The sequence below is a fragment of the Bifidobacterium choerinum genome (genome assembly GCF_000741135.1).
Lineage (GTDB): Bacteria > Actinomycetota > Actinomycetes > Actinomycetales > Bifidobacteriaceae > Bifidobacterium > Bifidobacterium choerinum.
The window spans coordinates 21,398-43,115 of record NZ_JGYU01000003.1; the positions used below are offsets into that span (position 1 = coordinate 21,398).

General features: G+C 61.1%; 11 protein-coding genes and 1 pseudogene. 11 read left to right on the top strand and 1 reads right to left on the bottom strand.

Annotated features, from left to right (window positions below):
* The first annotated feature begins 617 nt into the window (after positions 1–617).
* The 6 genes and pseudogenes from rplS to BCHO_RS03185 all read left to right on the top strand — a co-directional run bounded on the left by rplS (position 618) and on the right by BCHO_RS03185 (position 6,765).
* Complete coding sequence (rplS, locus tag BCHO_RS03160; protein ID WP_024541066.1) at positions 618–983, top strand: 50S ribosomal protein L19; 366 nt, start codon at positions 618–620, stop codon at positions 981–983.
* A gap of 264 nt (positions 984–1,247) precedes the next feature.
* The gene (gene lepB, locus BCHO_RS03165) at positions 1,248–1,988 is read left to right on the top strand and encodes a signal peptidase I (RefSeq protein ID WP_418215004.1); all 741 of its coding nucleotides are present in this window, start codon (positions 1,248–1,250) and stop codon (positions 1,986–1,988) included.
* Between the two features lie 325 nt (positions 1,989–2,313).
* Positions 2,314–3,012 (top strand): ribonuclease HII, encoded by a 699-nt coding sequence (locus BCHO_RS03170; RefSeq protein ID WP_029675521.1) that lies wholly within the window; start codon positions 2,314–2,316, stop codon positions 3,010–3,012.
* A gap of 786 nt (positions 3,013–3,798) precedes the next feature.
* Positions 3,799–4,443, top strand: a pseudogene (locus tag BCHO_RS03175) (ABC transporter ATP-binding protein); the annotation flags it as partial.
* Between the two features lie 236 nt (positions 4,444–4,679).
* A complete protein-coding gene (locus BCHO_RS03180) occupies positions 4,680–6,386 on the top strand; it encodes an FtsX-like permease family protein (RefSeq protein WP_024541062.1) in 1,707 nt (568 codons plus the stop codon).
* Between the two features lie 193 nt (positions 6,387–6,579).
* Positions 6,580–6,765 (top strand): hypothetical protein, encoded by a 186-nt coding sequence (locus BCHO_RS03185; protein WP_024541061.1) that lies wholly within the window; start codon positions 6,580–6,582, stop codon positions 6,763–6,765.
* Between the two features lie 325 nt (positions 6,766–7,090).
* Here BCHO_RS03185 and BCHO_RS03190 read toward each other — a convergent pair whose 3' ends face one another.
* Positions 7,091–8,035, bottom strand: coding sequence for an AEC family transporter (locus BCHO_RS03190; protein WP_024541060.1), 945 nt, complete (start codon positions 8,033–8,035; stop codon positions 7,091–7,093).
* 893 nt (positions 8,036–8,928) lie between these two features.
* Between BCHO_RS03190 and dapE the strand changes: the two genes are divergently transcribed.
* The 5 genes from dapE to BCHO_RS08995 all read left to right on the top strand — a co-directional run bounded on the left by dapE (position 8,929) and on the right by BCHO_RS08995 (position 21,697).
* A complete protein-coding gene (dapE, locus tag BCHO_RS03195; RefSeq protein ID WP_081707963.1) occupies positions 8,929–10,200 on the top strand; it encodes a succinyl-diaminopimelate desuccinylase in 1,272 nt (423 codons plus the stop codon).
* 789 nt (positions 10,201–10,989) lie between these two features.
* A complete protein-coding gene (locus tag BCHO_RS03200) occupies positions 10,990–13,953 on the top strand; it encodes an Rne/Rng family ribonuclease (protein WP_024541058.1) in 2,964 nt (987 codons plus the stop codon).
* Between the two features lie 462 nt (positions 13,954–14,415).
* Positions 14,416–15,438, top strand: coding sequence for a hypothetical protein (locus BCHO_RS08740; RefSeq protein WP_051354878.1), 1,023 nt, complete (start codon positions 14,416–14,418; stop codon positions 15,436–15,438).
* A gap of 343 nt (positions 15,439–15,781) precedes the next feature.
* On the top strand, positions 15,782–16,528 hold the full coding sequence (locus BCHO_RS03210) for a hypothetical protein (protein WP_152595869.1): 747 nt from the start codon (positions 15,782–15,784) through the stop codon (positions 16,526–16,528).
* Positions 16,529–17,317: 789 nt separating this feature from the next.
* Positions 17,318–21,697: a SpaA isopeptide-forming pilin-related protein gene (locus BCHO_RS08995; protein ID WP_081707971.1), complete on the top strand. Its 4,380-nt coding sequence runs from the start codon at positions 17,318–17,320 to the stop codon at positions 21,695–21,697.
* Positions 21,698–21,718: the final 21 nt, after the last annotated feature.

A 21,718-nucleotide genomic window follows, 5' to 3' on the forward strand; every position in this document is an offset into this window, starting at 1 on the left:
GTTTATTGTGCCTATGCGGCTGTAGCCGGCAGTGTGTAGGCGACTTACCCAAATTATGCCGTCTCGGCGGCTGCGGGCGGTGCTTTTTTGGTGACCTCACCCACAGAATGCCATCCCTGCGGCTGCGGGTGGCGCTTTTTTGGTGGCCTTACCCACAGAATGCCGTCTCGGCGGCCGTGGACGGCATCCTGTGAGTGTGCCACCCACAGAATGCCGTCGGGGTGATGGGGGATGGCCGTTTGTGTGTGGTCTCACCTGAATATTGCCGTGATGGCAGCCGTTGATGGCAGTTTATAGGTGGACTTACTCAAATACTGCCGTCACGACGGATGTAAATCGTAGTTGGTGATTGACCTCAATCACCAACTGCCGCATACAGGGATGGAACGATCGCCGCGCGAAGCTGCTCATGGTTGTGTTCATGGCCGTGTGTACAATACCGAACGTTGTGTCGATGCATGGGGTGCCGCATAACCCCGCGCATCTTCGGGTCCAGCCGAACGTGACTTTCGGCGGATCGGCAGCGCGGGCCGCAGCGGTCCGCGAAAATCTGGCGGCGTCCAGAAGACGACCGCCCCAACCACTGCGCTGATATGCGGCAGCGAGCGAGGAACATCATGGTTAACGCTATTGAGGCATTCGACGCCAAGCACATGAAGCCGGCCGACGAGATCCCGGCGTTCCGTCCGGGCGACACCGTCGACGTGAACGTGAAGATCAAGGAAGGCAACAACTCCCGTATCCAGACCTTCACCGGCGTGGTGATCGGCCGTCAGGGTTCGGGCGTGCGCGAGACCTTCATCGTCCGCAAGATCAGCTTCGGCACCGGCGTTGAGCGTCGCTTCCCGCTGCACTCCCCGGCGATCGACTCGATCAAGGTCGTCCGTCGTGGCCGCGTGCGCCGCGCGAAGCTCTACTACCTGCGCAACCTGCGCGGTAAGGCCGCCCGCATCGTCGAGCGCCGCGACAACTCCGCCAAGTGAGTGCGGCCGCGCACGTCATCCTGCAGTGACGATCGCGCGTGTGCATAGTCGTCAGAGGATCCGTGTTCCGCGGATCCTCTTTTCGTATCGTTCGCTGTCGGTGACATGTCGATGATGCATTGAAGATTCCGTCCGTGGCCGAATGTGACGAGCTTGTGCATGCGGGCGTCCGTTATGCCAGCGATGTCATACAATGGCGTACAGCGTAGCCGCGCGTTCGTTGTGCGGATGCGGGGAGCACGGCAGCCAACAGTCAGGAGATCCATGCGCAACGATTCGTCAGCCGAGGACAGCCGGATGGGTGGCGAAGGCGCATCCATGCAGACGCAGGGCGGCGCCGGCCGCGACGACGTGTACAGCGCGCGGCATGCCAACCAGCCGAAGCCGGACGCGAAGTTCACGGTGCGCGATTTCCTGCTGTGGTGCGCGCTGCCGATCGCGATCGTCGTGCTGCTGCGCGTGTTCCTGTTCGGCATGTACGTCATTCCGTCGAGGTCGATGGAAGACACGATCCTTCCCGGCGACCGCGTCGTGACGACGAAGCTCGTGCCGCGTGTCACCAAGCTCAAGCGAGGTGACATCGTTGTCTTCAAGGATCCCGCGAACTGGCTCGCCGACGAACAGAACACGTTCTCGAGTGATTATCTCATCAAGCGACTCATCGGCCTGCCGGGCGACATCGTCGAATGCGACGGCAACGGAGCGCCCGTCGTCATCAACGGCGTCGCCATCGACGAATCGTCGTACATCAAGCCGGGCACCGAGCCGAGCGCCTTCCCGTTCAAAGTGACCGTCAAGCCGGGCCATGTGTTCGTGATGGGCGACAATCGTTCGAATTCCGCGGATTCCCGATACCATCAGAACGACGGCGACAGTGGACTCGTGCCGATCAGCGACATCGTCGGCGTTGCCTTCGCGCGCTACTGGCCGCTCAACCGGCTCGGTTGGCTGAGCGCGCATCACGATGTCTTCGCCGATGTGCCGTTCCGCGAAGCGAAGAACTGACGTTTCACGTGAATCACGACGAGTGATGACAACCACGGCGAATGGCTGCGCGCGGCGGTTGTGACGGCGCGGTCATGGCAACGATTGCATGGAGTGTCGCATGCGGTGATGATGCAGGCGGTCTCGCACGGTGATGCAGGGCGACTATGCGGCGTGGGTGCGTGGATGCGTGCAGTGATGATGCCGGCCGACTGCGTGATGCGTGCGGTCGCGACGGCGGTCGCGTAGAGTGAAAGTGATGCGCGCGGCGGCTGCACTGGACGGTCGTGCAATGTGGCGGCTGGAACATCGGGCGAACGGAACAACGATCAGAAAAGAGGATGGGATGAGCATTTCCGCAGTGCCGACGTTTGAGCTCGAGAGACGTATCGCGGCGGATGGATGCGATGTCATCGTCGGATTCGACGAAGTGGGACGAGGGTCGCTCGCCGGACCGGCCATGGTCGGCGCCGCAGCGTTCCGCGCCGCCGATCTCGACCGTGCGCAGCAGACGGTGCCGCAGTATCTGGCGGATTCGAAGATGCTCACCGAACATCGTCGCGAAGCGCTGTACGAACCGCTGCAGACATGGGTGGACGCGTATGCCATCGGTTCGGCGACGAATCAGGAGATCGACGAGTGGGGCATCTCGCACGCGCTCGGTGTGGCCGCACTGCGCGCACTCGATGAGGTCGAGCGCGCACTCGGCATCGATGGACACGGTGATGCGCGCGTCGGTGCGATCCTCGACGGGCCGAACGACTACATCACGAAGGCACTTGGCACCTTCGAGGCGCCGCTCGTGCCGGTGCCTGCACACGTCATCACCCAGGTCAAAGGCGATCAGCGGTGCTGTTCGGTCGCCGCCGCGGCCGTGCTCGCGAAGGTGACGCGTGACCGGCTCATGGTTGCGCTCGCGGAGAACCCCGACTATGCGCGCTACGGATGGGCGCACAACAAGGGCTACGGATCGAAGGCGCATCGTGTGGCGATCGCCGAATATGGTCCGAGCGATCTGCATCGTGTCAGCTGGAATCTGACATGAGCGATGCGGACGGTGTGCATGGCATGCACACCGTATGCGCGATATGCGCAGTGCGGACGCCGTGCGTGCCGCGCACGCCGTGAGCGGAGGAAAGTGCCGATAGTCCACATATGTGGATGCGCATGTGGGGAAAGCGAGGCGACTGTCCACATGCGGTGTGGAAAGGCGCCGATAGTCCACAAAAGTGTTGATATTCCACGGAAAGCGCCGATAGTCCACAAAAGTACAGCGATAGTCCACATTGGTAGTGGATACGGGTGTGCACATGCGGGCACGATGATGGATGTCATGTTGGTTGGTGAGTCTGATCCGCGCAGATGGTCGGAATTCCGGGCTTTTGCGCAGGAGTGAGAGAAACGTGTGGGTGTGCCGCAATCGCAGGGGAAGGCGCCGATGGTCCACATGTGGGGGATACGCGTGGGGATGAAACTACAGCGATAGTCCACAAAAAAGCATGTCTTGTTTCAGTGCATAGTTTACTTGTTGTCAGCTGTGCGGTTTACTTGTTGTCAGCGCATGGTGTACGTGCAGTCGCGCGCGGCGCTCGCGGGCGGGATGCAATCGTATGCGTCATCCTTAAGGCTGACGAATGCGCGGGACCGAAGACGAAGTCATCCCGATGCATGATGGTCGCGCCGCAGAAGCGGGCATACCGTGGCAACTATGAACGCACAGAATCCGTCACAGCAAAGCAGCACGAATAATCCGCCGGCGGTGAACCTGGCGCGCGCCGTACGCACGCAACAAGGAGCGCCGACGCCGGTGCTGCACGGCATCGACCTCGTCATGGACTACAACGCGACGTCGCACAGCACAATCCAGCCGGGGCAGCCGCCGGCGCTCAACCATGCGAATTTTCTCGTCGGCGAAGGCGAGCGCGTGGCGATCATGGGACCGTCGGGCTCGGGCAAGTCGACGCTGCTGCACGTGCTCGCCGGCATCACGAAGCCGACAATCGGCCGTGTGATATTCCGCGGCGCCGACATCGATCGCATCAGCGAGGCCGAACGCACACGTTTGCGCCGTCAGGCCTTCGGATTCGTCTTCCAATCGGGACAGCTGCTGCCGGAGCTGCCAGCCGTCGAGAACGTTGCGCTGCCGCTGATGCTGTCCGGCATGCCGTATCGCGAGGCCACCGACCGTGCGCTTTCCTGGCTCGATCGCATCGGTCTGCGCCATCTGATGTTCAGCCGGCCCGGCGAGATGAGCGGCGGCCAGATGCAGCGCGTCGCGATTGCGCGTGCGCTGTGCGTGAACCCGGCGATCATCTTCGCCGACGAACCGACCGGCGCGCTCGACCAGAACACCGGGCATGACGTCATGCAGCTGCTGATGGAGGCGGCGGCCGCGAACAACGCCGCCGTCGTGCTCGTCACGCACGACCCGAACATCGCCGCCTTCTGCGGACGCACCGTCCACATGCGCGACGGCATCGTACTCGACGCGGCGAACCAGCGGATGGGCAATTCGCCGTACAGGGGAAGGGACAGGGGAAGGGGCCGGGGCATGGAATACGGTGCCGGCGCCCGCACGGCTGTTTCACAGCGTGCCGACGCCCGCGCGCGTGACTTCGTGCACGGAGCCGATCCGCGAGGCGGCGCTGTCGGCGGCGCGACGATGCCCGCAATGGTTGACCATTCGCGCAATCCTTCGCAAGGAGTCGCACGATGAACACGTTTGCCCTCTGGAGACTGTTCCACCGCAGTCCGGCCGCCATCGCGCGGTCGCTGCACACCGTGCAGCGCGACGCGCAGTCGGACGCGCAATCAAACGCACAGCCTGCGGTGGTTGTGCCGACATCGAACATGGTCGCGGCGATGGCGGCGTCGACGTCGGACATGGCATTGCCGAAGACTGCGGACGCATCGCGAGCGGTCACGGATGCGATCACCGACGCCACGGTCGCGGCTGCAGCGGATATGCAACCGACGACTACGCCGGCGGCTGATACATCCGCAGCGCACACGTTCGCACAGCCCACGTCGTCCGCCACCACACAGCCGGTGTGCGCGGGACGTCGCGGCGGCGACTTCACTGGCATGCTCGCCGTCATCGCCTTCGCCGCCGCGACCGCGATCTTCCTCACCGTGCTCGGCGGTCTGCACGGCTTCATCTGGCGCGCGTCGCCCGACCATACGGTGGCCTGCATGTTCGACGCCGCGCGCTGCGCATCGCATGACAACATGAGCGCCAACGGCGAGTTCTATGTCACGCTTGCGATCTTCGCGTGCGTGCTGCTCATCGTCCCGTTCACGACGCTCGCCGGTTCGGCGGCCAGATTGGCGGCGACCCGACGCGACGAACGTCTCGCGGCGCTGCGGCTCATCGGCGCGACGACGGCGCAGGTCACACGGTTGACGGCCCTTGAAGCGGTCAGCCAGGCGGTGCTCGGCGCACTCATCGGCGTCGTCGGCTACTTCGCGATCATGCCGCTCATCATGACGCTCACCTTCGAAAACCGACGGTTTGGCTTTGCACAGCTGTGGGTCGGCCCATATGCGCTTGTCGGCACCGTCGTCGGCGTCGCATTGCTCGCGCTCGTCTCCGCATTGCTCACGTTGCGCCGCGTCGCGATCACGCCGCTCGGCGTCAGCGCACGGCAGGGGTCGGCGATGCCGAGCGGGTGGCGTGCCATCGTCTTCGTCGTCGTACCCATCGGCGGATTCGTCGTGCTCAACAGTCTGCAAATGTTCGCGCAGGCCGGCATGATCGTCGTCTATGCGATCGTGTTCGGCATCATCGGCGGCTGCTTCATGCTGCTCAACCTCATCGGTTCGTGGATTGTGACAGCCGTCGCGAAGACACGCGCCCGCCATCCGAAGAACGCGGCCGTCATGATCGCGATGCGCAGAATACTCGACAATCCGAAACGCGCATGGCGCAACGTCTCCGGCATTGCGCTCGCCGTGTTCATCGCCGGCGTCACGTCGGTGTGCGGCATACTTGTCGCCGGCGATGACGCGGATCCCGAATCGCTGATGATGATGCACGACATCGCGCTCGGCGGCACGCTCACGCTCCTGTTCGCGGCCGTGCTCGCCGCCGTCAGCTCGGGCATCATGCAGTCGGCGAGCGTGTACGACCAGGCGGACGAATACCACATGCTCATCCTCGAAGGCACCGACGCGCGCACGTTGCGCCGTGCGCGATTCAGCGAAGTGCTCACGCCGCTCAACACCGTCATCATCGTGGCGGCCGGATGTTCGATGTTCCTGATGCTGCCGCTGCTCGGCTCCGCGCTTACCGAGCCAGCGGTGCTGCTGCGGTTCGCGCTCGGCATCGCGCTGTGCTATGCGCTCGTCAGCGTCGGCGCCGTGTGCGCGAACCGGACAGCGACGCGTCTCGATACGGTCAGCCGTCGCCGCGACGACTGACGACGGGGACGCGCCCCACCGATGCGGAATGGTCGGAAGTGGACGCGGCCGTGGGGCTGCCGGCATTGCGGCGATGGGCAACCGGATACGGCACGGCGACGACTCCGCGTGACCGCTGTCCTGCCGGCTGGCAGCCGTCCGTGATCACTGGGGTGCTGTCATTTGTGGAAATGGAGGCCGACGGGTATGGAAGATGGCGAACATTGCTGTTGCATGGCGGTCCGGGCTCGAGCCGCATGCGCTCGAGGAGAAAATCGGCACTTCTAGTCTGCTTCGGCAGGGCTGGATCGACGTTGACGGGAATCGTGACGGCGTTGGCGACGCTATCTGCGGCTTCGGCGGGACTATCTCGGCTGAGGAGGAGCATTTTCTCGGCTAGTCACGAGTATCGGCGTCCGAAGGCACTGCGCCATGCCGTTTTGCCGCTTGATACTCGGCCTATTCGGAGAAAATGCTCCTCCTCAGCCGAGATAGTTGCGTAAGACCCGCATTCATGCTCCTCGGGGCCTCAATGCAGACTTTCCGGAATGGTCGGTTCGGATGGGGATCTTCCGGCTTCCGCTGCGGAACAACGCGTGGGCATGACCGGTGGCGTCGGCCGTACTGAGGCCTTCCGACCCCACGCCGTGGAAGACGCGGCCGCCAATCGTGGTTCCATGCCGAGGATCGCGCAAGTACGCGCGTATCGGCACGCCGCTCCGCTGTCAGCTCAGGATCGCGGCGATGATCGCGATGAAGATCGGACTCGTCACAGTCGAGACGAGGATGCCGTCGCGCGCGAAGGTGAGACCCACGTTGTAACGGGCCGCGTAATTGTAGACGTTCTGGCCGGTCGGCAGCGCGGCGAGCACGACGCACGCGTATAGCACCGGGCCGCGGAAGCCCATCACGAAGTAGGCGAGCAGAAATGCGATGATCGGCATCACGACGTTCTTCAGCACGGCGACGGTGACGATCGCCGGACGGTTGCTCTTGTTCTGCATCGGTTTCGTGCCGTGCAGCGACATGCCGAACGCCATCAGGATCATCGGGACCGCCGACGCGCCGATCATGCTGATCGGGTTGCGGATGTAGTCCGGCACGATTGCAAAACCGAACTTCGCGTTGAGCAGCGAGACGAGAATGCCGAGCATCGTGCCGATGAGCAGCGGCTGATGCAGCGGCTGCTTGAGGATCGTCTTCGCCGAGACCTTGCCCTTCGTCGTCGCATCGAGCACGGTCAGGCCAATCGGCGTGAACACGGCCTGCTGCATGACGAGAATCGGTGCGACAAGCGCCGGGTTGCCGAGGATGTAGGTGGCGATCGGCAGACCGATGTTGTTCGAGTTCAGGTAGAGCGAGTTGAGCACGCCGATCGTGGCGTCGGGCGCCTTCAGATGGAAGAAGCACGCGTTGAGGATCAGGAAGATGACGCCCACCGCGAGCGCCGAGAAGAACGCGACGAAAATCGATGGATGGAAGATCTCGCCCAGCTTCTCGTCGGCGAGGATATCGAACATCAGGCAGGGGCTCGCGACGAAGAAGCTCAAGCGGTTGAGCACGTACTGCGCCTGCGGGCCGCCAATCTGCATGCGTGCGGCGACATAGCCGACCGCGATCACGATGCCGATGACGCAGAAACCTTCCATCGCGCTGATCAAGCCCGCCATGACGCTCCTTTACTCGTGTGTTTCCGTTTGTGCCTTGCTGTGCTTTGTTGTGCTTCGTATGCTCGTATGCTCGTATGCTCGTATGCCCAACTCAGTGTGTCACCTCCCTCCCACATCGCGCGTCATTTGTTTCAAAACGGGCGCGCGCTCGCGTCCTGACTCATCGGCCGTGTCGATGAACCGTCCCGTAGCGTCGGTGCTGTCGATGAGCCGGGACGCTAAGGGGTCGTTCCGCGGGTGGTTCCGTCGGTCGTGTCGATGTTCCGTCCCGCGAAGGGGACTGTTTCCGTCCCGTTCCATCGGCTGTGTCGATGAACCGTCCCGTAGCGTCCCGTTCCGTCGGGCATGTTGATGTTCCGTCCCGCAAACGGGCCTGTTTGCGTCCCGTTCCATCAGAGCCGCCGATGAGCCGGGACGCGAAGTGGCTGGTTCGCGGGTGGTTTCGTCGACCGTGTCGATGTCCCGTCCCGTAGCGTCCCGCTCCGTCGTGCGCGTCGACGTTCCGTCCCGCTGGGGAGCCTGATTGCGTCCCGATCCGTCGCACGCGTCCATGTTTCGAGACGCTGGGGAGTCTGTTTCCGTCCCGTTCCGTCGGTGCTGTCGATGAACCGGGACGCTAACGGGCGGTTCCGCGGGTGGTTCCATCGGCCGTGTCGATGAACCGTCCCGTAGCGTCCCGATTTGTCGTGTGCGTCGACGGTTCGGGACGCGAAGGGACCTGATTCCGTCCCATTCCGTCGCCGCCGCCGGCAATCGCGGACGCCAGAAGACCCGGCGCGCTGTGTCGCCGCCCGTATGCCCGCACTGCGGTCGCGCCGACCGTGTCGCTGACCCAGCTGTTACGATATGTGCGAGCAAACCGACTATGAATCGTTCTGTATCTGGAGATTTCAATGACTGCTAACTCCGCACCTACTGCTTCCGCCTCCAACACGTCGCCCGCCTCCTCCACCACCGCGACTCCGATTCCTCCGGCGTCCTCCATCGTTATCGACCCGTCCGCGGGCGACCAGCGGAACCTCAACGATCTGATGGCGCAGGTGATGAGCGTGTATTCGGTGAGTGATGACGAAGGCCCGCTCACCGATATGGTCGAGGAGTTCCTGCGCGCGCAGCCGCATCTGACGGTGCGCCGCCACGGCGATACGCTCGTCGCGACCACGGACTTCGGCAAGGAGCATCGCGTCGTGCTCGCCGGACATCTGGACACGGTGCCGGTCATCGACAACTTCCCGCCGTTGTGGCTCGAACCGGGCGATCCGCTGATCCGCGGGGACGTCGCCGCCGCCCATCCGGGCGAACGTGTGCTGTGGGGGCGCGGCGCGACCGACATGAAGGGTTCCAACGCCGTGCTGCTGTTCCTTGCGGCCACATTGACCGACCCGAAGTACGACCTGACCTTCGTTTTCTACGACCATGAGGAAGTCGCCGCCGAGAAGAACGGCCTGCGCAAGGTCGTCGAGGCGCATCCCGACTGGATTACCGGCGATTTCGCGATCATCGGCGAACCCACCGACTGCGGCATCGAGGGCGGCTGCAACGGCACGATGCGTTTCGACGTCGTCGCGCACGGCGTGGCCGCGCATTCGGCGCGCGCGTGGATGGGCGACAACGCGATCCACAAGGCCGCCGAAATCCTCAACCGGTTGAACGCCTATGAGAACAAGGCGGTCGACGTGGATGGCCTGACGTATCAGGAGGGTCTCAACGCGACGCTGATCTCCGGCGGCAACGGCACGAACGTCATCCCCGGCGAATGCCGTGTCCATGTGAACTACCGTTTCGCTCCGAACAAGACGCTGCCACAGGCGAAGGCATTGATGATGGGGGCCGATTGCGGCGCCGAACTCGGCAACGGCGAGCATGTCGCGACCGGCGGCGTGTTCGCGGGTTTCGGCATCGAGATGAAGGACGAGTCGCCGTCCGCGCGTCCCGGCATGGACGATCCGCTCGTGCAGTCGCTTGTCGCGCTTGTGCGTGAGCGTACCGGCCGTGAGCCGCTGGCGAAGCTCGGTTGGACCGATGTGGCGCGTTTCTCGCAACTCGGCATCCCCGCCGTGAATCTGGGCGCCGGCAGTCCGCTGCTGGCGCACAAGCATGACGAGCAGCTGCCCGAAACCGACCTCACGCTCATGGCCGGCATCCTCACCGACTGGCTGAACTGACCCGCGCGTCCCGTTTCGTCGGTGCAGTCGATATCCCAACCCGCAAAACCACCTGTTTCCGTCCCGATTCGTCGGCCGCGCCGACGGATTGGGATGCTGTGGGGCCTGTTTCCGTCCGGTTCCGTCGTCCGACCGGATGGTTCGGGACGCTGCGGGTGGGTTCGTCGGCTGGTTCGATGGTTCGGGACGCTGGGGGACTGGGGTGCGTCCGGTTTCGTCGACTGTGCCGATGGTTCGGGACGCTGCGTCCCGTTTCGTCGGCCGGTTCGATGAGTTGGGACGCTAACAGGCTGATTCGCGGGTGGGTTCGTCGGCTGGTTCGACAGGTCGGGACGCTAAAGGGCCGTTTTGCGGGTGGGTTCGTCGATTGGCCTGATGGGTTGGGACGCTGCGGGTGGGTTCGTCGGCTGGTTCGATGGGTCGGGACGCTAAAGGCCCGCTTCCGTCCAGTTTCATCGGCCCCGTCGACGTTCCGGGACGCGGGGTCCGCGAACCGCCGCCGCGCACATCCACCCACGCCGTCGCACATTCGACCATGAGTTGTGTCATACTGAGACGTGGCGGTTTTCTGCAAAAATCGCCCAACAACCGATGGCGTTGATCCCCTCGCGTTGAACCCGGAAGAACGGGATCGTAAACCGCGAGCGCCGGTGTCCGCCTTCGCTTGAATCGACTTTTGGATTGCCACCAGCGTGCGCGACCCGCGCGGCCGTAGTGAGAGTATGGCGTGAGAACGCATGGGGCCAGGACGTCTGCGCCGTGATTGCAGCATGGCGCGCCGTTAGGAGCATGGTGCCCGATTTGACTGATCGTTTCGTCGCGAACGAAACTTCCGCATCTACAGAGAAGACCCCCGAAAACGTTGCCGCGCAGCCGGCGCCGCGTCGTCGCGGCCGCCGTGTCGTGCGTGACGCCGGCGCCGCGAACGCCTCCGTCGAGCTCAAGGTGGAGGAGCACGCGCCGCTGTTCCGCGAGCCGAGCGTGCCAGCATTGCCCGCGTCGAAGCCGGCCGCGGCGATCACGTCGTCGAAGGACGACAAAGATTCCGCTGACGGCGAACCGAAGCGTCGCCGTACACGTGCGACGTCGTCGTCGCGCAGCCGTTCCGCGGCCGACGTCGTCGACGCGCTCGACGATTTCGTCGACAATGACGACCGTGACGCCGACCGTGACGCCAATCGCGAATCCGGCCGCACGTCGCACCGCCGCGCCTCGCGTCCGATGACGTCGCTGCTGTTCCAGGAGCCCGTCATCCCGCTGCCGGGCGATGAGGACGACGACCGCCGCTCCCGCCGCAACGGCGCTGATGACGATGACGAGGAGCCGGCGCCGCGCAGCCGTCGCCGTCGTGCCTCCGCCTCCGACGATGAGAACGAGTCCGCGCCGCGCCGCCGTTCGCGTCGCGCGTCGTCCGCCGCTGACGAGGACGATGAGGAGCCGACGACGTCGCGTCGCTCGCGCCGCGCGAAGTCGCAGGACGATGACGAGGAGCCGGCGCCGCGCAGCCGCCGCCGCTCGCGTCGTGCATCGGCCGCGCATGAGTCGTCCGACGCCGACGACGTGACCGAGACGAGCGAGGAGACGACCGTTCGCGACTACCCCGACGGCGAAGAGGAGACGACGTCGACGCGCCGCCGTTCGCGCAGATCGAACCGTCGTCTCAACGCGCAGGAGCGTCGCGCGGCGGCCGAAGTCGAGCAGATCGAAGAGGACCTCGTGCTCGACGACATCACGTATGCGCCGATCGACGACGCGATCGCGCGCAACGCGAAGAAGAAGGCGAACGACGAGCACGGCGAGGACGAGGACGAGGAGGAGGAGACGTCGATGCGCACGCGTCGCCGTCGCCGTCGCCGCTCGCAGGAGTCCGACGCCGAGTCGACGAAGTCGAACGACAAGAACGCCGACAAGGACAACGAAGAGAACAACGAGGAAGACGAGGAGACGACGGTCACGCGTCGTCGCCGTCGTCGCCGTGGCGGCAAGAACGCCGAAGAGGAGACGACGACGCACCGTTCGCGCAAGCAGCAGTACATCGACGAGATCACCGACGTCGAAGGCTCCACGCGTCTCGAGGCGAAGAAGCAGCGCCGTCGTGACAACCGTCGCGAGCGCAGCCGGCAGAACCAGCTGCTCGAGCAGGACTTCCTCGCCCGCCGCGAAAACGTCGACCGACTGATGGTCGTGCGTCAGCGCGAACGCCATACGCAGATCTCGGTGCTCGAGGACAACGTGCTCGTCGAGCATTACGTCTCCGACATCCAGGAGGTCGCGACGGTCGGCAACATCTACATCGGCCGTGTGCAGAACGTGCTGCCGAGCATGGAGGCGGCCTTCGTCGACATCGGCCAGGCGCGCAACGGCGTGCTGTACGCGGGCGAGGTCAACTGGGACACGACACGTCTCGAAGGGCAGCCGCGGCGCATCGAACTCGCGTTCCGCTCCGGCGATCCGGTGCTTGTGCAGGTGACGAAGGATCCGATCGGCCATAAGGGCGCGCGTCTGACGAGTCAGGTGACGCTCGCCGGCCGCTTCCTCGTGCTCGTGCCGTTGGGCGGCATGACCGGCGTCAGCCGCAAGCTGAGCAGCCGTGAGCGCAGCCGCCTGAAGTCGATTGTGTCGAAGGTCGCGCCGAAGGACATGGGCGTCATCATCCGCACGGCCGCGGAGGGCGCCACCGAAGAGGCGATCGTCAAGGACATGGAACAGCTCACGCATCAGTGGGAGCAGATCCAGACGAAGTTCGAGGAATTCCGCCACGGCAAGCGTCCGAAGCTGTTGCAGGGCGAGCCGGACATGGCGATCCGCGTCGTGCGCGACATCTTCAACGACGACTTCCGCAAGATGATCGTCGAAGGCGACAGCGTCTATGAGCGCATCGAACAGTATCTGGATACAATGGCGCCCGATCTGAGCGCAAAGCTGGAGAAGTGGGATCCGGCCGAGCACGAAGGCAAGGACGTGTTCGACAAGTGGCAGATCGATTCGCAGCTGCGCAAGGGCATGGAACGTCAGGTGTACCTGCCGTCCGGCGGATCGATCGTCATCGACCGCACCGAGGCGATGACGACGATCGATGTGAACACCGGCCGGTTCATCGGCCGTGGCAAGTCGCTCGAGGAGACGGTGACGCGCTGCAACCTCGAGGCGAGCGAGGAGATCGCACGGCAGCTGCGTCTGCGTGACATCGGCGGCATGGTCATGATCGATTACGTGGACATGGTGATGCCGGCGAACCGCGACCTCGTGCTGCGGCGTTTGGTCGAGTGCCTGGCGCGCGACCGCACGAAGCATCAGGTGGCCGAGGTCACGTCGCTGGGCTTGGTGCAGATGACGCGCAAGCGCATAGGTCAGGGACTCGTCGAAGCGTTCTCCGAAGAGTGCCCGACGTGCAAGGGGCGCGGATTCATCGTGCATGACGAGCCGACGATCTCCGGGGACTACGACGATCCGTATGCGCTCAAGGGCGGCGACCCGTTCGTCAAGACGAACAAGCACGGCCACGGCAGCGAAGCGCACGGCGGCTCCGGCTCGCATGGTGCGCATGGTGCGCATGGTGCAGGGCGCGGGACGTCGTCCGCGCGTGGCGCGTCGGTGCCGCAGGGGTCGTCCGACGCCGTCAAGCAGAAGCTCGCGCAGATCGCGGCGGCGGCCGTGGCGGCGACGAACGCCGAAGAGGAGATCCACGACGCGCTCAACGACGCAGAAACCCTCGAGGTGCAGATCGAACACGTCGAGGAGAACGAGGACTAGTCCTCCGCGGGCGGCTGGTTGTCCGCGCGTGTATATGTAGTCTGAACGGCCGTGGGTGGAGGCTGACGCTTCCGCCCACGGCCGTTCTGTGTTTTCGGTGGGCCGTTTTGTGGTTTGGACGCGGTCTTCGGTCGCTCCGCTTCGTGTGTTTCTGTGCGCGGATGGCGGCTATGGCCGCGTTGCGATTATCCGGGGTGCGGTGTGTGGCGCGGGTGTTCGCTGGGTTGTGCGGTTGCGATCATCAGCGGTGCGATATGTGGCGGGGATGTTCGCTGAGGTATGCTGTTGCGATCAGATTGGGTGCGCCGCTCGGCGGAGCGGTTCGCCGGGGAGGGAATGTGGACAACGGGGGCATCCGTACACAGGTGCCGGCGCAGGTGGCGGCGTGGTGTGGTGAGCGGCTAGCGTATGGGCTCATATCCCGCCGATGGAGTGCGGGGGAATGTGTGGAAAGGAGCTATCATGCGCAGACATGCGGCAATGGAGCAGCAGTTGGATGAGGCGGAGGCGGCGCGCAGATGCCTGCACGCCACCAATGATGGGGTGCGGCAGGCGTTGATGCGGCGGCGCAGAGCGGGTGAGATCGTGTCGCTGATGCCCGGATTGTTCATATGGCGCACGACCTGGGAGGCGCTGACGCCGATTGAGCAGATGTGCCATCTGGTCCGCGGCCTCGCGCAGATTCATTCCGATTGGGTCTTCGGCGGCGTCGCCGCAGCATGCATACTCGGCTTGTGGATCGACTACCGCACCGTGAACGAGGCGCTGCGAAGCGGCAAGGTCGATGTGATGTGCACGATGCGCAATGGGAAAGGAGACAGCCGCCACATGCACCGCATCCGCTCGGGTGCCGGATTGTGCATCCGCGTAGATGGCGTGAAGGTGACGACGCCGGAGCGGACGGCGGTCGATTGCGCGCGGATGCCGCCGTTCGACGCCGCGATGCAGGTCGTGTGCTGCGTGCTGCACAACGGTGTGGAACTGACGTCGATCATCGGATGCGCGGCGCATAACGGCGAGATAGGCAAGGCGCCGCGGGCCGTGTTCCAATATGCGACACCGCTTGTCGAGAATGGCGGCGAGGCGAAGGCGCTGGCCCGATTCGTCCAATGCGGGTTCGCGGTGCCGCAGATGCAGGTGGTTTTCGTCGATCCGCAGACCGGGCGCACCTACCGCGTGGATTTTCTGTGGCTCTGCACCGATGGCGCGATCATCGTCGTCGAGCTCGATGGGCTCGTCAAGTACAACCGATCCGCAGATGACGAAGGGGCGCTCGCTCGGCGGCATCATCGACGACGAACGCGAGCGGGTCGAGGGCCTGAAGCGTGCCGGCGTCCATACCGTGGTGCGCATCCGGATGGAGGACCTGAACAATACGGCGATGCTGCAACGGAAACTGCGCGAAGCCGGGGTTCCCGTACGTCGGTAACGGGTTCTGCGGGTCGATTTGGCGATCATGCCGGTGCGCTCTCGCAGCCGACATGATCGCAACCGTCGGCGCTTGCGATCATCGTAGGGGAGATCTGCGTGTGAGATGTTCGCTAGACCAGTCCGCCGCGATTACGGCGGGTGCAGATTGATGCAGAGACGTTCGCTGAGAGACCTGTCTGCGATCGTCCCGGGTGCGGATTGGGGCGGAAACGTTCACTGGGGCGGTCTGTGGTAAGCGCGACGGAAGCGGATTGGAGACAGAGACTCCTATGGGATGCCTATTGCGCCGATTCGAACAGGCGTCGTATAAGGAGTAGATATGACTGCTCGTTGCCAGAGAGCACCGGCTACGCATTGTGGAGTTTGGTTAACGAAAGTTCTGGTTAGATTAAAGGCGATGAACTTCGATGCCGAGGGAGAACGGTTCTCCTCCCGGTTGTGTGAAAGAAGAGGAAGCGAAGGCGGAACACTGATGGATGACTTTAATACGCGGTTGGATGAGCTCCAGAATGAAATTGACGGTCTGCGGAGCGATTTGGATGATTTGCGAGATGAAGTGGAGACGATGTCAGAACGAATAGAGGAGGAGATATCGAGAGGAAACAAAGCAAGATTGGCTATGTGGGCACAGACGGAGGATGGGAAAAGGTATCTGCGTCTTAAACTGATTTGGAACACATTCCTGTCATTGCGCAAGGTCACGGAAAGGGACCGGAAGGCATTCGCCCTAAAAGTGGCCGGTAGGAAGCCGGAATGGAGCGCCTTTGCGTCCGAACGTGAGGGGAATCTGTTCAAGCGGCTTCTGCGCAGCAAGGAGCTCAAACATGAGTTTGAGCAGATTGAAGCTGATTGGCAGCGGCGTTATGACAAGGCCATCTCGCCGTTGCCACATGCCTCCTATTTCGTCAAGGGCGGTCCTCGCTTGGTGAAGACTGTTGAGGATGTATGGAAACTTGCAGATTCAGCGGCGGGAGAGGGGGACTTCGTTGCTGCGGCTGAAGCAACAAACTGCTCGTTACCGCAGATCAGGTACCGTTATGATGCAGAAGTTCCTGCTGAGTTGCCTAACGTGAAAAAATGGCTAGCGGAACATCCTCATGCAGATATCACGTGGCCCTATACCAGAGTTGTTTCTGGAGATTAGAAAAGGACGCCGTATGAATTGGTCAAGAGGGATGGGGGTGGGGATGCTTTTGTTGGGGGAGGGGCATACGCGATATGTTCGTGAAGTAGTCTGTTTGCGATCGTTCCGGGTGCGGATTGGGGCGGATACGTTCACTGGGACGGGTTGTTGTGAACGTGGTGGGTACGGATTGGGGCGAATGCGTTCACTGGGACGGTTTGGTGGAGGGGAGAGCTGGGATGGGGCAATGGGTGGCGAATTGATTGGAGAATGCGTACGTTGTCAGGAGTTGGAGCGGGATGCGTCAGCGATGGGCTTATGCGGGGGATAATCCGCAGGTAGGGGCTTCCAATGGATGATGCGGGTTACTGCAAACGGGCCGGAACTCGCGCGGAGACACGCTGGTGCATTCGCATCGTGGAACAGGTGGGTGAGATGGATTGTGAAAAGTGTGTGGGAAAGGCGCCGAATCGATTGTCGTAGAAGGGCTTTCGTGGTTGAATGGATAGTCCACAGACCGCAACTGCTGCCGATGCCCGACTCATTCCCACGGCGAAACGCCGATGCAAACGTTTGAGGAGTGCATCTTAAGCGGTTCAGTTTTGTTGGATGTACGCATTACCTTTCAGCTTCGGGTAAAATGCAGTACAGATGTGAAACGAAGGCGTTGCCACCGGTAGAGGAGGGATGCGACTGCGAAGGATTGCAGACGGATTCACCGCAGCATCCAGCTGGTCGGCAATGCCAGAAAGCACTTAAGAGGAACTTCGGTCCACCTCGGCCCGGGAAAGAGCAAAAGGGGAAGAACCTATGAGGATGAAGCACGGGAGCGGCCGCGGGGATGCCACATCGGCCAAGCCCCGCCTGCTCGCTGCATTCACGGCGGTAGCGATGATGTTCGCCACCGCCGTTCCCGCGTTGATGCCCGCGCGTGAGGCGTATGCCGCGGATCCTACCGATTTGGGGCCGGGTGAGTCGGGCTTCTATAAGCCGGGGGACATTCAGCTTGGCGATGACATGTCCGACCTCAAGGTTGATACTGGCGTTGCGACATGGGTCGGACGCGACATGTATGTTGGCGGTCGTCCGGCGGGTAGCAATCTTACCTTGAATGGCAATAAATCAGGTGGCGCCAACGACAGAGGTTTCTATGACTACACTAGTGCGCCTACGGCCTCATATGCGGCTGAGGCTGAGGGCCTGACTATTGTCAAAGGTAAGCTGGCCATCAATCAGATCAAGGACAGCTGGTCGACGAGTAAGTGGAGTGATGCCGGTGCCCGCATTGGATTCTCGGGCGGTCAGGGCTTCCGTTTCGGTATCGCTGGCTTCGGCGCACAGTTCCGACCGACAACTGATAGCACCGCTCTTGTTGTCGCTGGTGAAGGCTCCAATATCCAGTCGATGACGACCGGCGGCGTAACCGGCAATGTTGGCGCTTGGAACCATAATGGTTGGATTGGCAAGACCGCTACGTGGAATGGTCTGGATACATGGACGCCCGCCACTAATGAGGCGAGTTACAATGCAAAAATTGTCGGCAGTACAACCTTCTCTCAAGGATATAAAGATGGTTACCAGCCGGGGATTGGGCAGTTCCGAGGCGTTTTTAAGCAAGGTGACCGTGATTCAATTGGAGGTAATCAGGGCGCTTGGCGAGGAGATGGCCTTGTTGATTGGAACGCAACCAATCCGTTGAATAGCGTGAATGGTGTTAATCGTTCTAGATACACTGAGGAGATTCAGAGTGATTCCGACACCTTCAAAAAGCTTGCTTCCACCGGTACGGTGAAAGTGGGCACGGCGCCTGCTGAAAATGTCACGTATTACCGTTATAGCTATAGCAACAAGAATGGTATTAGCTATTCTTTTAACTTCCAGAATAATTCTGGTAATGCAAGCGAGAAGCTGATCACCTTCAAGGGTGATGGCACTTCTAACCTGCAGGTTTTCAACATCGAGAACACCTTGCTGAGCAATGGTACTCAGGGAGGTGTCGATTTCAAATTCACTGATATCCCTGAAGGAGCCTCTATCGTCATCAATGTGACCGGTGGCGATGTGCAGTTCAACACCGGTTGGCGTTTCTGGTGGGGAGATAAGCAAATCGGGAATGGCTATTATCTGGAAGGCAATAAAGATATCCAGAAGGCCTATGTCGATGCTGCTCGCTCGATCATGTGGAACTTTGCAGACGCCAAGCTGGTAACCATCAACGGTGGCCAGTACTATGCCGGTTCTACAGGTGCCGCCGGCAAGGATGATGGTGCGTTTGGTAATGATTGGGGTTATATCGCTTGTGGCACCAACACCAATTACAACAGGGGATGCGCGGGCGATGATCCTGCTGCGGCCATGCTAGGCAGCATTCTTGTTCCCAACGGTAGCTTTGACAGCCATGTCACGACTAATGGTCGTGTGTGGGTCGGCGAAGACTTCATGATGAACAACCCGAAGGGGGCAGCATACTTCAATAAAATCGAAGGTGTGACCTCGTCCGTGCTTGATATGGATCAGGAACGCCATAATCTTCCTTGGACCGGTTCCGTCTCCACGAAAGCGTCTGTGATCCAGTGGCAAAAGTCCAACGGTTCGACTCTTCTTCCTGGAAGTAGCTGGAAGTTGTACCGTAACCTTGAAGATGCAAAAGCACAGCAGAATCCGATCACTACGGTGACCGATAACGGCACCGGTGATTGGAATATGACTGAGGGCGTTATTTCGGTGACTAGCCTAGTTCCGGACAAGAACTATTATCTCCGCGAAAACGGTCATGTGCAGGATCACGAGCCGAACAATAACATTTATCTCATTCAGACTACCCATTCCGGCGATACGCCGAATACGACCATCGCCAAGGTGTGGGATCAGCATGGTAATCCGATTAATGGCTCAAATGCCGATAAAGATTTGACCGATGATGAAGCAATCATCAATACCCCTGTGAACAGCGGAACCGAAATCAAGTGGGGTAAGTATGCCGAAGGCGACACTTCCCATACACCACTTCCGAGCTCTTCCTGGCAAATCTCCTCTGATGGCGGACAGACTTGGACGGTCATCGATGATGTCACGGCTGGCGTTGAGGGCATTGAGATCAAGAATGCTGAGGGCGTCAATGTCACTGGACAGAATATCGGAACTGTTTCGTCTCCGTCCACGCTGAAATTCTCGACTTCGGTGACCCCGGAGGGTGCGCCTAATGGCGTGCACTGGTCCTCTGATCAACCAAGTCTGGCGGTCGTTGAACAGGACGGTACCGTTTCTGTTCGTGATGGTGATGGGACGACAGTTGTTACACTGACTGCGACTTCGACCTCAAATCCGTCCATTACGGCTACCGTGAGCTTTACACCGCTGGCTCCGAATGTCGATAGCGTTGAGATTTACAAGTCTGGTGAAACCCAGCCAGCGACGTCTATTGATTTGACAGTAGGCAACAGCGTGAAGCTTGAAGCTGTTGTTCGTCCTGCAGGTAGTGCAACCTGGTCAACGGACAATGCTAACGTCACGCTCACTACCAACGCGGATGGAACCGTCACTGTCACGGGAAACGTCGTCGGTAGGTCTACTGTGACTGCAACGGCGGGAGGGAAGCAAGCCTCCGTTACCGTGAATGTCACGGAAGACACGACCCGGACTGCTGTTTATATTCTGTGGCCTAGCGTGAATTCGGTGACCTTTAAGGCCGATGGGGATGTAGTCCAGGCTGAGAAGATGCAGTCATGCACAAGCAGCGGCAACTGGTTTGTGGGCTACGTATATAAGAATCGCCAGCAGTTCACCATTACTGACCTCCAGTCGGATAAAGGTACATATGGTATTAACAGCGGAAGCACAGTTACTGCAGGTGCGGCAGCTTGGAAGATCGAAGCCGGCAAAGGCTCCGCGGGCGCCCCGTCCTGTGCCACCACTCGTGTCCGGAATCAGGCTCCTAAGCGTGCGGCGTCGTCTACCCCAGTAGATGATGCGAACGTGCCGGAAGATACTGCGGTTGCGGCGCTGTCCGATGAAAACGTGGCTTATGCATCCAATGCGGCTTGGGCCGATGCTGATCCTGATACAGGTCGATTCAAGCTGGAGAACCTTCCTGATGGCGTCTACAAGCTTAAGGAACACACTGCTCCTGAAGGCTACTACCTGAATCCTCAGGTATATACGATCACCATCCAGAACGGCACTGTGACCTGGGATCCCAACCATGTCGATCAAAACGGTGTTGCATGGATTTCCGATAAGTTGACCGAGTTCAGCTGGGACAAGATCGACGCCGGGTATTCGGAGAACGATTCCGATGCCACGAACGATCCGCTTGCTGGTTCTGAGTGGAAGCTCGAGAAGTTCGATAACGGTGCATATGCGACCAATATCGAAAAGATCGAGGACTGCCAGGCGGATGCGGCGACCGGTTGCAAGAGCTCCGACAAGAACCATGAGGCGGGTAAGTTCACGCTGAAGGGTCTTGCGATCGGCAAGTATCGTTTGTCCGAAACGAAGGCTCCTGAGGGCTACAAACTTCCGGAGAACGTCTACTACTACTTCGAGCTCAGCACGCAGGCTCCTGACGACACCTCTGGCGTTGCCTGGAACAAGGGCAACGGGACGAGCTACGACAAGACTGGTTCCTTCAACGGCACTGGTGAAAAATCTGTGAATAATAATGTCGCGCCGAACAATCGCAAGACCGGCAGCGTAAACTGGACCAAGGTCAATTCCGAGGACACTAGTGAACTGCTTGCTGGCTCTGAATGGAAGGTCAGGTTTAAGGCTGAAGATACGGTTAATTACTCTGAGTGGTATAAAGTCATCGACTGCACGACTACCCCTGCCGCTTGTTCCGTCCCCGGAAAGCCGGATAATCAGCCGACTTGGACTTATGATCATCATCCGAGTGCCGGCGTATTCCAGATGCAGAACCTGCAGTGGGGAGACTATGAGCTCGTTGAGACGAAGGCCCCTGATGGTTTTTATCCGTCCGACAAGACCTACACGTTCACTGTGTCCAAAGACAATGTGGAGAAGAACATCGCCATTCAGGGTGCGGAAAACGGCAACAAGATTCCGAACACGCCGGGCTTTGAGCTGCCTTCTACGGGCGGCGAGGGCAACACGCTGATTGTGCTGGTCGGGTTTGCGCTGACAGCGATATCGATGCTAGGCTATGCGATAGCGACGCGGAAACGTGTCTAAACAAAACCTAGTCAACGATGA